Source organism: Deinococcus phoenicis (assembly GCF_000599865.1).
In the GTDB taxonomy this organism is placed as follows: Bacteria; Deinococcota; Deinococci; order Deinococcales; family Deinococcaceae; genus Deinococcus; species Deinococcus phoenicis.
In genome coordinates this window covers 1-12,433 of record NZ_JHAC01000048.1, presented here as the reverse complement: position 1 = coordinate 12,433, position 12,433 = coordinate 1, and the positions used below count along the sequence as shown (strand labels likewise).

10 protein-coding genes are annotated in these 12,433 nt (G+C 68.3%); 7 read left to right on the top strand and 3 right to left on the bottom strand.

The window, feature by feature from the left end; all coding sequences use genetic code 11:
- The first annotated feature begins 35 nt into the window (after window positions 1-35).
- From DEIPH_RS13715 to DEIPH_RS13700, 4 genes are all read left to right on the top strand, one after another.
- Window positions 36-2,114, top strand: a complete 2,079-nt coding sequence (locus tag DEIPH_RS13715) for a 3-hydroxyacyl-CoA dehydrogenase NAD-binding domain-containing protein (protein ID WP_034359092.1) — start codon at window positions 36-38, stop codon at window positions 2,112-2,114.
- 307 nt (window positions 2,115-2,421) lie between these two features.
- The gene (locus DEIPH_RS13710) at window positions 2,422-2,862 is read left to right on the top strand and encodes a GNAT family N-acetyltransferase (protein WP_034359090.1); all 441 of its coding nucleotides are present in this window, start codon (window positions 2,422-2,424) and stop codon (window positions 2,860-2,862) included.
- Window positions 2,863-2,904: 42 nt separating this feature from the next.
- Window positions 2,905-4,086, top strand: coding sequence for an acetyl-CoA C-acyltransferase (locus DEIPH_RS13705; RefSeq protein WP_034359088.1), 1,182 nt, complete (start codon window positions 2,905-2,907; stop codon window positions 4,084-4,086).
- 111 nt (window positions 4,087-4,197) lie between these two features.
- The gene (locus DEIPH_RS13700) at window positions 4,198-5,181 is read left to right on the top strand and encodes a ring-cleaving dioxygenase (protein ID WP_034359087.1); all 984 of its coding nucleotides are present in this window, start codon (window positions 4,198-4,200) and stop codon (window positions 5,179-5,181) included.
- Between the two features lie 70 nt (window positions 5,182-5,251).
- Here DEIPH_RS13700 and DEIPH_RS13695 read toward each other — a convergent pair whose 3' ends face one another.
- A complete protein-coding gene (locus tag DEIPH_RS13695) occupies window positions 5,252-6,547 on the bottom strand; it encodes an MFS transporter (RefSeq protein WP_034359086.1) in 1,296 nt (431 codons plus the stop codon).
- 270 nt (window positions 6,548-6,817) lie between these two features.
- Between DEIPH_RS13695 and DEIPH_RS13690 the strand changes: the two genes are divergently transcribed.
- Complete coding sequence (locus tag DEIPH_RS13690) at window positions 6,818-7,753, top strand: C40 family peptidase (RefSeq protein ID WP_034359085.1); 936 nt, start codon at window positions 6,818-6,820, stop codon at window positions 7,751-7,753.
- Between the two features lie 100 nt (window positions 7,754-7,853).
- Here DEIPH_RS13690 and DEIPH_RS13685 read toward each other — a convergent pair whose 3' ends face one another.
- A complete protein-coding gene (locus tag DEIPH_RS13685; protein ID WP_034359083.1) occupies window positions 7,854-8,081 on the bottom strand; it encodes a hypothetical protein in 228 nt (75 codons plus the stop codon).
- Between the two features lie 339 nt (window positions 8,082-8,420).
- On the opposite strand from DEIPH_RS13685, the gene murA reads away from it, so the two are divergent.
- Window positions 8,421-9,704 carry a UDP-N-acetylglucosamine 1-carboxyvinyltransferase gene (murA, locus tag DEIPH_RS13680; protein WP_034359081.1) on the top strand — a complete coding sequence of 428 codons (1,284 nt, stop codon included), beginning with the start codon at window positions 8,421-8,423 and terminating at the stop codon, window positions 9,702-9,704.
- Between the two features lie 218 nt (window positions 9,705-9,922).
- On the opposite strand, the gene DEIPH_RS13675 is transcribed toward murA, so the two are convergent.
- Window positions 9,923-11,746, bottom strand: a complete 1,824-nt coding sequence (locus DEIPH_RS13675; RefSeq protein WP_034359079.1) for an ABC transporter ATP-binding protein — start codon at window positions 11,744-11,746, stop codon at window positions 9,923-9,925.
- A gap of 218 nt (window positions 11,747-11,964) precedes the next feature.
- On the opposite strand from DEIPH_RS13675, the gene DEIPH_RS13670 reads away from it, so the two are divergent.
- Window positions 11,965-12,433, top strand: a 469-nt coding sequence (locus DEIPH_RS13670) for an alpha/beta fold hydrolase (protein WP_034359157.1), incomplete at its 3' end; no start/stop codon positions are given.

Here is a 12,433-nt window from a genome sequence, read left to right as displayed (position 1 = left end):
AAGCATAGGCGGACACCATTCCCAGGAGGCACTGCATGAGCACCGTTGACCAGACCCGCGAGGGTGACGTTCTCGTCCTCACCATCAACAACCCGCCCGTCAACGCCTTCTCGCCCGGCGTGCCCGAGGGCCTGCACGCGGGCCTGGACGCCGCCGAGGGGGACGCGGGCGTCCGCTCGGTCGTCATCATCGGTGGTGGGCGCACCTTCATCGCGGGGGCCGACATCAAGACCTTCGACCTGCCGCGCGAGCAGGCCCCCGACCTGCGCGGTTTCATCGCCCGTCTCGACGCCTTTACCAAACCCACCGTCGCCGCCATTCACGGCACGGCGCTGGGCGGCGGCCTGGAAGTGGCGCTGGCCTGCACCTACCGCGTGGCGACCCGGGACGCGCAACTGGGTCTTCCCGAAGTCAAGCTGGGCGTGCTTCCCGGCGCGGGCGGCACCCAACGCCTCCCCCGCGTGGTGGGCGTGCCAAAGGCCCTGGAGATGATGCTGGGCGGCAACCCCATCAAGGCGACCGAGGCGAAGGAACTCGGCCTGGTGGATGAACTCGTGGAAGGCGACCTGCGCGAAGGGGCGGTGGCCTTTGCCCGCGCCCACGCGGACGAGCGCCCGCTCCCGCGCCTCAGTGAGCGCCGCGCCGAGGGGGGCAGCCCCGAACTCTTCGCCGCCGCCCGCGAGGGGATCAGGAAGACGCACCGGGGGCAGCTCTCGCCCTCGCTGATTATCGACCTGGCCGAGATGGCGACCAGCCAGCCCTTTCAGGAAGGCTGGGACGCGGAAGCCCGGCTCTTCATGCAGGCCAAGGATTCGCCGCAGTCGCGCGGCCTGCGCCACATCTTCTTCGCGGAGCGCGAGGCGGGCAAGATTCCCGGCCTGACCCGGGACACGCCGACCACCGAGATCCGGGCGGCGGGCATCATCGGCGCGGGCACCATGGGCGGCGGCATCGCCATGAACTTCCTGAACGCCGGGATTCCCGTCACCATCGTGGAAACCTCGCAAGACGCCCTGGACCGGGGCCTCTCGGTCATCCGCAAGAACTACGAGAACACCGCCAAAAAAGGCCGCCTGACGCTGGAGCAGGTCGAGGGGCGTATGAACCTGCTCACGCCCACCCTCGACATGGGCGACCTGAAGGACGCCGACATCATCATCGAGGCGGTGTTCGAGAACATGGACGTGAAGAAGGACATCTTCACGCGGCTGGACGCGATCGCCAAGCCCGGCGCGATTCTCGCCACCAACACCTCCACCCTGGACGTGAACGAGATCGCCTCCGTCACCTCGCGGCCTGAACAGGTGATCGGCCTGCACTTCTTCAGCCCTGCCAACGTGATGCGGCTGCTGGAGATCGTCCGCGCCGACAAGACCAGCGACAGCGTGCTGGCGACCAGTCTGGCCCTGGCCCGGCGCATCAAGAAAGTCGGCGTGGTGGTCGGCGTCTGTGACGGCTTCGTGGGCAACCGCATGATTCACCGGTACGGCGACGAGGCCCGCAAACTGGTCGAGGAAGGTGCCCGCCCGCAGGACGCCGACGCCGCCATGCACGCCCTGGGCCTCCCGATGGGACCCTTCGAGATGAGTGACATGGCCGGGCTGGACGTGGGCTACCTGATCCGCCAGCACCAGGCGAAGGTGGCCGGGAAGCCCAAACCCGACGGTTGGCTCGACCGCATCGTCGAGGCCGGGCGCAAGGGCCAGAAGACGCAGGCGGGGATCTACGACTACCCGGATGGCCGCAAACCCGTGCCCGCCGCCAGCACCGACGAACTCCTGACCACCTACCGTCAGGAAAAGGGCCTTCAGTCCCGCGAGATCAGCCAGGAGGAGGCCACCGAACGCCTGGTGTACTCGCTGGTCAACGAGGGCGCCAGGATTCTGGAAGAGGGCATCGCCCAGCGCGCGGGCGACATCGACGTGATCTATATCTACGGCTACGGCTTTCCTGCCTACCGGGGCGGCCCCATGAGGTACGCCGACGAGATGGGCCTGAAGAACGTTGCCGCCGCCCTGGAAAAGTACGGCCAGACGCCCGCGCCGCTGCTCAGGCAGTTGGCGGATGAGGGCAAGACATTTGAGCAGTGGGACTGGGAGAAGGCGAGAGGGTAAGAAAGCGATGATGGAAGCCCGCCTGAGATATATTCATCAGCACTGTATGAATCACAGGACGGCGGTGATGGCATCAGCAAAGTGTGGCTGCTTCTATTGCGAGAGTTTCTTCAGCCCGTTTGAAATTACTGAGTGGCTTGACGATGAACAGACAGCACGGTGCCCTCACTGCGATATAGATGCCGTGTTGCCAGAGTCCAAAACTTACACCCTCAATGCTCGCCTGCTGAGAGATATGCACCAAGCCTGGTTCTGAGCCACGACCTTCATTCTGTCTGCCGTTTCCGGGGAGGTGAATCCGCTCAGCATGCCAGCCATCACCGTGCGCGTCCTGAACGCCGACGAAGTTCCGGCCCTAGACAACGTCGCCCCCGAAGTCTTCGACGGTCCGGTGGACCCCCGCTGGGCCGCCGAGTTCTTCGCGGACCCCCGGCACCATCTGGCGGTGGCCCTGGACGGCGGGACGGTGGTCGGGATGGCGTCGGCGGTGCATTACCTCCACCCGGACAAGCCGCCCGAACTGTTCATCAACGAGGTGGGCGTGGCCCCCACCCACCAAGGGCAGGGGCTGGGGCGGCAGCTGATGGCCGCCCTGCTCGCGCACGCCCGGACGCTCGGGTGCGTGGCGGCCTGGGTGCTGACCGAAACGGACAATGCCGTCGCCCGCCGCCTCTACACCTCCGCCGGGGGTCTGGAGGCCGAGTGCCGCATCTTCGTGATTCCCCTTACTGCTGATGGCCCCGCGTAATCCGCTGCCTTTCGCCCTTTTCTTCCCCAAGGAGTCCAACCCATGCCCGAAGCTGTCATCGTCTCCACCGCCCGCACCCCCATCGGCAAGGCCTACCGGGGCTACCTCAACGACACCCACGGCTCGGACATCGGCGCGCACGTCGTCTCGCACGCCGTCCAGCGCGCGGGTGTGGACCCCGCCGAAGTCGAGGACGTGCTCATGGGAGCCGGGAACCCCGAGGGCGCGACCGGTTCCAACATCGCCCGCCAGATCGCGCTGCGGGCGGGCTTTCCCGTCACCGTCTCCGGCGTGACTGTCAACCGCTTCTGCTCCAGCGGCCTGAATACCATTGCGCTGGCCGCGAACCACGTGATGGCCGGACAGGGCGACATCTTCGTGGCGGGCGGCCTGGAAAGCATTTCCCTCACGCAGAACGAACACGCCAACAAATACCGGCTCCGGGGCGAGTGGCTGATGGAGCACAAGCCCGACATCTACATGCCGATGCTGGAAACGGCGGAGGTCGTCGCCAAACGCTACGGCATCAGCCGCGAGGCGCAGGACGAGTACGCCTATCACTCCCAGATGCGGACGGCGGCGGCCCAGCAGGCGGGCCTCTTCGACCAGGAGATCGTGCCCTTCACGGCCACCATGAAGGTGCAGGACAAGGCGACCGGCCAGATCAGTGACCGCGAAGTGACCGCCTCGAAGGACGAGGGTAACCGCCCCGACACCACGTTGGAGGGCCTCGCCAAGCTGAAGCCCGTGATCGAGGGCGGCGTGATCACGGCGGGCAACGCCTCGCAGCTCAGCGACGGCGCCTCGGCGGTCGTGGTGATGAGCGCGGACCTCGCCCGTGAGCGCGGCCTGCACCCCCTCGGCCTCTTCAAGGGCTTCGCGGCGGCCGCCTGCGAACCCGACGAGATGGGCATCGGCCCGATTTTCGCAGTGCCCAAGCTGCTGAAGCGTCACGGCCTGACCGTGGACGACATCGACCTGTGGGAGCTGAACGAGGCCTTTGCCGTCCAGACCCTCTACTGCCGCGACCAGCTCGGCATCGACCCAGAGATCTACAACGTGAACGGCGGCTCCATCTCCGTCGGCCACCCCTACGGCATGAGCGGCGCGCGCCTGACCGGCCACATTCTGCTGGAGGGCAAGCGCCGGGGGGCCAAGCATGTGGTCGTCACCATGTGCGTGGGCGGCGGCATGGGCGCGGCGGGACTGTTCGAAGTTCTGTAAGGCGCGTTCGGCCGTCAGCGTTGAGGTTCGTAGGCCCTGGCCCCTGGCGGTCGGGGCATACATCTGCCGTCGTCTTACAATCATTTAACGTTAAACGATTAAAATAGCAGCATGACCCCTTCTCCTCTCGTTCCACACGGGCTGCACCATGTCACCGCCGTGACGGCCAACGCCCAGGCCAACCTCGACTTCTATACCGGCGTGCTGGGGCTGCGGCTGGTGAAAAAGACCGTCAACCAGGACGACGTGACGGCCTACCATCTCTTTTTTGCCGACGGCGCGGGCAGCCCCGGCAGCGACCTGACCTTTTTCGAGTGGCCGGTGCCGCGCGAAGTGCCCGGCAACAACAGCGTCACGCGCACAGGTCTGCGTGTGCCCGCCGGCAGCCTGGACTGGTGGGCGGCGCACCTGCGGGAGAGGGGGCTGGAGGTCCAGCCCGTGACCCGTGCCGGCCGCCCGCACCTCGATTTCAGCGACCCTGAAGGCCAGCGCCTCAGCCTGGTGGAAGGCGGCCCGGGCGGCGTGGTCTGGGAGGGCAGCCCGGTCCCCGCCGGGCATCAGATTCTCGGTCTGGGGCCGGTGGAACTCACGCTGCCGGGCCTGTTTCCCACCGAGCGGGTGCTGACGCGGGCCTACGGCCTGCAAGCGGCAGGAACGTACCCCGACCCGGAAGTGCCAGAGCGGACGGTTCACGTTTACAGCATGGCCCCATCAGATCAGCCCAGCGGCGGCCCGCATGCCGAGCTGCATCTGCGGGTGGACCCGTCCCTTCCCCCGGCCCGGCCCGGTGCAGGCGGCGTTCATCACCTCGCCCTGCGCGTGCCCGATGACCAGTACCACGCCTGGAGCGCGCATCTGACTGGCCTGGGCCTGCGGACCAGCGGTGAGGTGGACCGGCACTGGTTCCACTCCATCTATTACCGCGAACCCCAGGGCATCCTGATCGAGCTGGCGACCGACGGCCCCGGCTTCGCGGTGGACGAGGACCCCGCGCACCTGGGCGAGACGCTCGTGCTGGCGCCCTTCCTCGAACCGCGCCGCGCGAGCATCGAGGCGGGCCTGACGCCACTGAGGGCGCAGACCGCCGGACGCTGAAGGCCTGGGGACGGGGCGGGCGTCTCTCTGAGGTATGCCCCCCGGGGTATGGCCTAGGCCCCTTCCCGGCTCAGTCGGCCGGGAGGCCCTGGGGGGCGGGGGGCGTGAGCCGCCGGGGCAGGTGCGTCCAGAGGGCCAGCAGGGCCAGGCCGCCCAGCAGGGCCAGGGTCACCAGGCCCCAGCGCGGCCCGAGCGGCCCCTGCTTGCTGATCAGGTTGCTGGCGATCAGGGCACCGGGCGGCCCCATGCCGGTCAGCACGAAGGAGTAGAGGCTCATCACGCGCCCGCGCAGGTGGTCGGGAATCGTGAGCTGCACCGTGCTGTTGGCGCTGACCAGCAGGGACAGCATCCCGAAGCCGCAGACAGCCAGCACCGGGGTCCCCAGCAGCGGCCCCGGCGTGAAGGCAAGCAGGATGGTGCTGGCGGTCAGCAGCAGGCCCCCCACCCGCAGGTTCCGCAGCGGGTTGGGCTTGCTGGCCTGCCACAGCGCCCCCGCCATCGCCCCCAGCCCGAAGGCGGCCGAGAGCGTGCCGAACGCGGCCTCGCGCGCCCCGAACACCACGCGGGCGTAATACGGGATGATGATGTTGAAGTTGATGACGGTCAGGCTCAGGGCGCCGACCAGCAACATCACGTTTCTGACGGCGGGCGTGGCCCGGACATAGCGCAGGCCCTCGCGGATGTCCTCCAGCACGCTGCCGTGCCGCGCCGACTCGCGGGCGGGAAAGGGCAACGTGGCGATCACGAACAGCACCACGACGAACGACACGACGTTCAGGTAAAAAGGCAGGGCGAGGCGGGCGAGGTTGTCCGCGTTCCCCCCGGCCAGCAGGGACACGCCCAGCGCGGCGACCACGCCGAACAGCGCCTGCCCGATGGTGCGCGAGACGTTAAAGGACAGGCTGTTGAGCGCCACCGCGTTGGGCACGTCGCCGCGCGGCACGAAGTCCACGACCATGCTCTGCCGGGCGGGCATGTCGAAGGCGTTCGCCGTCCCGCTGACAAAGGCCAGCGCCATCACCAGCGGCAGCGTCACGATGCCCAGGTGGGTGGTCACGGCCAGCACGGTCGCGGTCAGCATCAGGGTGGCCTGGGTCGCCAGCAGCACGCGCCGCCGGGGCACCCGGTCGATCACGGCCCCCGCGAACAGCGACAGCAGCAGGCTGGGCATGAACTGCGTGACCGTGACGTAGCCCAGCGCGGCGCTGCTCCCCCCGGAGAGTTCCAGCACCAGGTACTGCTGCGCGGTCGTCTGCATCCACGAGCCGACCAGTGACAGCAGTTGTGAGAACCAGTAACGGCGGTAATCGGGATGGCGCAGCGCACTGAAGGTTCGCGTGCGCCACGCGGAGGCACGCGCAAGCACCCACCCAGCATAGGCGTCCGCGCGTGAGAGGAAGCCGCCCGTCCAGCACACAGGAACACGGGCTGCGGGAGCCTGGTGCCGTCCTCCGCCCCGGCTCTGCCGTCTGGGCGGACCCTGGCCCGCGAAATGGGGGCTTGGCAACAGTGCCCCGGGCATGTTACGGTGCCCATGTTTCAGTTTTCTTTGAGCAGTTCTCATGTTCTGCTTGCCGTGCCTGCCTCACCCTGGCCGTTTCCGCCCGAGTGTTTCCGCGCCCTGTGAGTCCTCTTCATGCCTGTGTTCACCCGCACCGCCCTGCTGCTGGCCCTCCTGACGCTGACAGGCGTCGCGTCACATGCCCAGGCCACCACTCCTTCCTCTGACCCGGTTGGCTCCGCGCTGCCCGGGTCATCGTCTGTCCTGGCGGCCAGCGGCAGCGTCACCGTGCAGCCGGGCGACACGGCCTACAGCCTGGCCCGCGCGGCCGGTCTGAGCGTGGAGGCGCTGCTGGCGCTCAACGGCCTGAGCAGTCCCGATCTGAAGGTCGGGCAGGTGCTGCGTGTGCGGGAGGTGCCGCCCTACGTGGTCCAGCGTGGTGACACCCTGTACTCGCTGGCGCGCCGCTTCGGGGTCAGTGTGGACGGCCTGCTCGCCGCGAATACCCTGCCCAGGGACGCGATTCTGGAAGTCGGGCAGGTCCTGCGCGTTCCAGGCGCGGCGTCCCGGCCGGTCGTGGCGCAGGCCAGCCCGGTCCCCGCCCCGGTGGCGGCCGCTCCCGCCGGCGCCCTGGCACCTGCTGCCAGCCTGAACCGGCCGTTGCCCGGGGTCCTGCCGCACGACTGGCGCGGCGCGGCGCTGTCCCTGCTGGGGGTGCCCTACGTGTATGGCGGCACCAGCCTCAGCGGTCTGGATTGCAGCGGCCTGATCTTGCAAGTCTTCACGCCGCTGGGCGTGCAGCTTCCCCGCCGCAGCGCCGATCAGGCGCAGACCGGGCAGCCCATCGCCTTCAGCGACCTGCAACCCGGCGACCTGGTGTTTTTCGACACGGTCGGGCGCGGCGAGGTCACGCACGTGGGTATCTATCTGGGCGACGACCAGTTCGTGAACGCTAACTCCTACAAGGGACAGGTCGCGGTGGACCGGCTGCTCAGCGACACCTACTGGGCACCCCGCCTGCTGGGCGCGCGGCGGGTCCTGCCGCCGACCATGGTCTACGCGGGGCGCTGACCGGAAAGGCGGGGAGGCTCCACGGCTTCCCTTGAGCGCCAGGGTAAAGCGCCGCCCGGTCGATCTGGCGGCGCTGCTTCGTGGTCACATTCATGCGGATTCAGGGCTGGTCGTCGGCCACTTCCTCGTTTTCCAGCAGGGTCCGGTACTCGTCGATGTGTTCGCCGTCGCCCAGTTCGCGGGCGATCTTCTCGATGGCGAGCCGGACGACCTCACTCTTGCTGATCAACCGTTCGGGGCTGGAGAGTTCATAGGCGGTGCGCGTCAGCAGAGCGTCCTGCTCCTCGCTGATCACGACCTGGAGACGTTTGCGTTCCTTCTTCGGCATCCCCTCTTCCTCTCCTGTGGCGGCTCGCTTGCCCCATTCCCCGGTCTGGCCCTGCTCTGGACGGCGGGTGTGCCCAGGCCGCGCACCGCCCGGCACTCTGGCTTGCGGCGCAGCGTAGCACGCACCATGAGTGTCCTCAACATTCCCCGCCTCCTCCCCGGATGAGAGGGGAGCGGCTGAGCCTTCAGGTGCTGCACATTCGCCTCAGACTCACCCGCCTTAGCGTCAGCGTAGACGTAGGGTGAGCAACATGTGTAACATGCACTCAGTCTCAGGCCGGGTGCCCCCGGAAGACCCTCACTCACTCTGCGCCCCTGCGGCGCTGCCGAAAGGACCACCATGCAACTGACGCCGCTGCACCTCCAGGGAGGCCGGGAACTTTCCGGCGAGATCGCCGCCCAGCCCAGCAAGAATGCGGCGCTGCCGATCATCGTGGCCAGCCTCCTGAGCAGCGAACCGGTCACCCTGCACGGCGTCCCGCGCCTCAGTGACGTGTACACCATCCTCGACCTCGCGCACCATGTCGGCACGCGCCACGCCTGGGTCGGCCCCAACAGCCTCACGCTGCACACGCCGGAGATCCTGAACACGGACGCGCCCTATGCCCTGGTCAGCAAGATGCGGGCCAGCTTCATCATGATGGGCGCGCTGATCGCGCGTGCCGGACAGGCCACTGTGAGCATGCCTGGCGGCTGCGCCTTCGGCTACCGCCCGGTCGATCAGCACGTGAAGGCGTTTCGCGCGCTGGGGGTGCAGGTCGAGGAGGAGGGCGGCAACTTCGATGCCCGGCGGGAAGGCAGCCTGAAGGGCACCTTCGTCTTCGAGCTGCTGACGGTGGGCGGCACGCAGAACGCCATCCTGGCCGCCGTGCTGGGGGGCGGTGTGGTCACGCTGGAAAACGCCAGCATCGATACCGACGTGGTGGACCTGATCGGCTTCCTGAACAGCCTGGGCGCGGACATCCGGGGTGCGGGCACGAACACCCTCACCATCCACGGCGTGCAGGCGCTGCGGGGCGGCGAGTACCGTGTCATCCCCGACCGCATCGAGGCCGGGACCTTCATGATCGCCGCCGCCGCCACCCGCAGCCGCCTGGTGCTGACCAACGTGCGCCCCGACCACCTGCGCGCCATCAGTGCCAAGCTGACGGAAATGGGCGTGGACATCCTGGAAACGGAAGGCAGCCTGATCGTGGACGCGCGGGACCGCGAGCTGAAGCCCGTCAACGTCACCACCCAGAGCTTTCCCGGCTTTCCCACCGACGTGCAGCCCCAGATGAGCGCCCTGCTCGCCACCATTCCCGGCACCAGCGTGGTGCAGGACCCGGTCTACCCCGACCGCCTGACGCACGTCGCGGAACTGCACCGCATGGGCGCGAACATCACCGTCAGCGGCTACACCCAGGTGATTCAGGGCGGCCCACTGCACGCCGCGCCCGTCAAGGCCGCCGACCTACGTGCCGGGGCCGCCCTCTTCATCGCCGCACTCACCACCGAGGGCGAAACGGTCATCGACGGCGTGCAGTACCTCAACCGGGGCTACGAGCGTCTGGCCGAGCGGCTGCGCTCTGTCGGCGCGAACGCCTGGCAGCCCCAGCCGGTGCTGGCCAGCGCGATGGACTGATACCGACTTGCTCTGATTCCAGAACATCCGGGCACAACACCGGATGTTCTTCCATCGCCGCCAGCCGGTATTTTCTTCTTCTCGCTGTCTTGGGCAGAACGGACGCCCTTGAGGACGCCTGCCCGCTCCGCTCGGGTTCGTCTTCGACTCACCTTAAGTTCGTATGAGCCAACGGATGAGAACGCGCCCGCCTCGATGCAGAGGCGGGCCGTTTCTGTTTACACCAGTTCCGCCCGCGCCTCCTGCTCCTTGCGGAACTGGCGTTCGTAGAGATCGCGGTACAGGCCACCCGCCGCGATCAGCGCCTCGTGGGTGCCGTCTTCCACGATCTCCCCGGCGTCCATCACCAGGATGCGGCCCGCGTTGCGGACGGTACTCAGGCGGTGCGCGATCACGAAGGTGGTGCGGCCCTGCATCAGCGTGTCGAGGGCGGCCTGCACCAGCGCCTCGGATTCGTTGTCGAGCGCGCTGGTGGCCTCGTCGAGAATCAGGATGCGGGGGTCTTTGAGCAGTGCCCGGGCGATGGCGACGCGCTGGCGCTGGCCGCCCGAGAGCTTCACGCCGCGCTCACCGACGACGGTGGCGTACCCTTCCGGAAAGGCCGTGATGAAGGCGTGGGCATTCGCGGCGCGGGCGGCGGCCTCGACCTCACCTGGGGACGCGCCGGGCCTGCCGTAGCGGATGTTGTCCTCGACGGTGCCCGAAAACAGCAGCGTCTCCTGTGGCACCAGCCCCACCTGCGCACGCAGGTCCGCCAGGGCGTAGTCCCGCACATCCCGCCCGTCCACCCGCAGCGTGCCCCCCGTCACGTCCCAGAAGCGCGGGATCAGGTTGACCAGTGTGGTCTTGCCCGCGCCACTCGGCCCCACCAGCGCGACGACCTGTCCGGCGGGCACCTCGAAGCTCACGTCCCGCAGGGTGGGGACATCGCCGTACTGAAAGGACACGTGGTCGAAGGTGACGCGGCCCTGGGCGCGGCCCAGCGGGGTGGGCGCGGCGGGTTCGGGCAGGTCGCTGCGTTCGTCCAGCAGTTCGAAAATGCGCCCCGACGCCCCCAGCGCCTCCTGAAACTGGTTGAAGATACCGGTCAGGGCCGCCACCGTGCCCCCCACCTGAAGCGCGTAGATCAGGAACGTGACGAGGTTGCCGGGGGTGAGGTCGCCCGCCATCACCTGCCGCCCGCCGTACCACAGCACCACTGCCAGCGCCCCGAAGGTCAGGAAGCTCATGGTGCCGCCCATCAGGGCCTGGAGGCGGGCACGTTTCAATGCGGCCAGGAAGCTGGCGATCACCCCACGCCCGTAGCGGGCTTCCTCCACCGGCTCGGCGGTGAAACTCTGCACCACGCGCACCCCGCTGATCGCTTCCTCGGCGCTGGCGTTCGCCTCGGCCACCCGGTCCTGCACCTCACGGCTGACCCGGCGAATCTGCCGCCCGATCACGACCGCAGTCCCGACTACCAGCGGAATCACGGCGAGCGTCAGCAGGCTCAGGCGGGGGCTGGTCAGCACCAGCAGCGTGACGGCCCCGATCAGGCTCACGCCCTGCGCGGCGAGTTGCGCCAGCGCCGTACTCGTCACGGTCTGCACGGTGCCCACGTCCGCCGTCAGGCGGCTGGTCAGGTCACCGGTCTTGTGGTCCGCGAAGAAGCGCGGCGAGAGCGTCAGCAGATGCCCGAACAGTGCCCGCCGCAGGTCCGCCACCACGCCCGCCCCCACCCGCGAGAGCAGGTAGGATTGCGCGGCCCCGAACAGCGCACTCAGCGCAAAGATGCCCAGCAGGGCCAGCACGGTGCGGTCGAGCGGCCCGGTGTCCGTGCTGCCGACTTTCAGGAAGGACGCGTCGATCAGCCGCCCGAACAGCAGCGGAAAGACCAGATTCAGGCCGCTGGAGACCAGGGTGGCGAGCAACCCCAGCACGAACAGATGACGCGAGGGCCGCGCGAAGGCCAGCAGCCGGGCGAGCTGCCGGGGGTCACGGTTTACGCGTGGGGCAGTCGGATCACGGGTGGCCGGAGGCCGGGGGGAGGGGCGGGACAGCATGCGGCCAGGGTACGCCCGGCGGGGTGGGGGAGATGACCTGCCCGGGAGGACCGCTCTCCGGGGCCGCCTCCTCCCCGGCTCCTCAAGTTCTCATAAACCGCGTCCTTATGTTCGCGGGTCGTCTCCCCTCTACGCTGAGGCGTTCGGTTAAATGTTGAACCAATAAGGCTGCGGCCGTCCCCCATTCTCTGTTCCTATTCCTGAAAGAAGGTTTCCTGATGCAACCTGGCAAACGCTCGACCACTCTTCTCGCTGGCCTGACCCTCTCGCTGCTCGGGACTGCCCTAGCGGGGGGCAGCACCGACACGGTCGGCGCGCAGGAAGGTTTTCTCGACGTGAACGGCGCACGGATCCACTACGTGAGCGTGGGGCAGGGCACGCCGATGCTGCTGCTGCACGGCTACCCCCTCAGCGGTGAGCTGTTCAGCCGCAACCGCGCTGCCCTGGCCGCCGCCGGTTACCGCGTCATCACCATCGACCACCGTGGCTATGGCCAGAGCGTGGCCCCGGCCAGCGACCCCGGCAGCCTGCAAACCTACGCCAGCGACGCGCTCGCGGTGATGGACCAGCTCAAGGTGCCCAAGGCCATCATCGGCGGGATGAGCATGGGCGGCCCCATCGTGTTCGAGATGTACCGCACGGCCCCCCAGCGCTTCATGGGCATGATCCTGATCGACACCATCGCCA

Excerpts from the sequence above, each read along its gene's own strand:
- DEIPH_RS13715 (WP_034359092.1), top strand. The coding sequence starts at position 36 with ATGAGCACCGTTGACCAGACCCGCGAGGGTGACGTTCTCGTCCTCACC.
- DEIPH_RS13710 (WP_034359090.1), top strand. The coding sequence starts at position 2,422 with ATGCCAGCCATCACCGTGCGCGTCCTGAACGCCGACGAAGTTCCGGCC.
- DEIPH_RS13705 (WP_034359088.1), top strand. The coding sequence starts at position 2,905 with ATGCCCGAAGCTGTCATCGTCTCCACCGCCCGCACCCCCATCGGCAAG.
- DEIPH_RS13700 (WP_034359087.1), top strand. The coding sequence starts at position 4,198 with ATGACCCCTTCTCCTCTCGTTCCACACGGGCTGCACCATGTCACCGCC.
- DEIPH_RS13690 (WP_034359085.1), top strand. The coding sequence starts at position 6,818 with ATGCCTGTGTTCACCCGCACCGCCCTGCTGCTGGCCCTCCTGACGCTG.
- DEIPH_RS13685 (WP_034359083.1), bottom strand. The coding sequence starts at position 8,081 with ATGCCGAAGAAGGAACGCAAACGTCTCCAGGTCGTGATCAGCGAGGAG.
- murA (WP_034359081.1), top strand. The coding sequence starts at position 8,421 with ATGCAACTGACGCCGCTGCACCTCCAGGGAGGCCGGGAACTTTCCGGC.
- DEIPH_RS13675 (WP_034359079.1), bottom strand. The coding sequence starts at position 11,746 with ATGCTGTCCCGCCCCTCCCCCCGGCCTCCGGCCACCCGTGATCCGACT.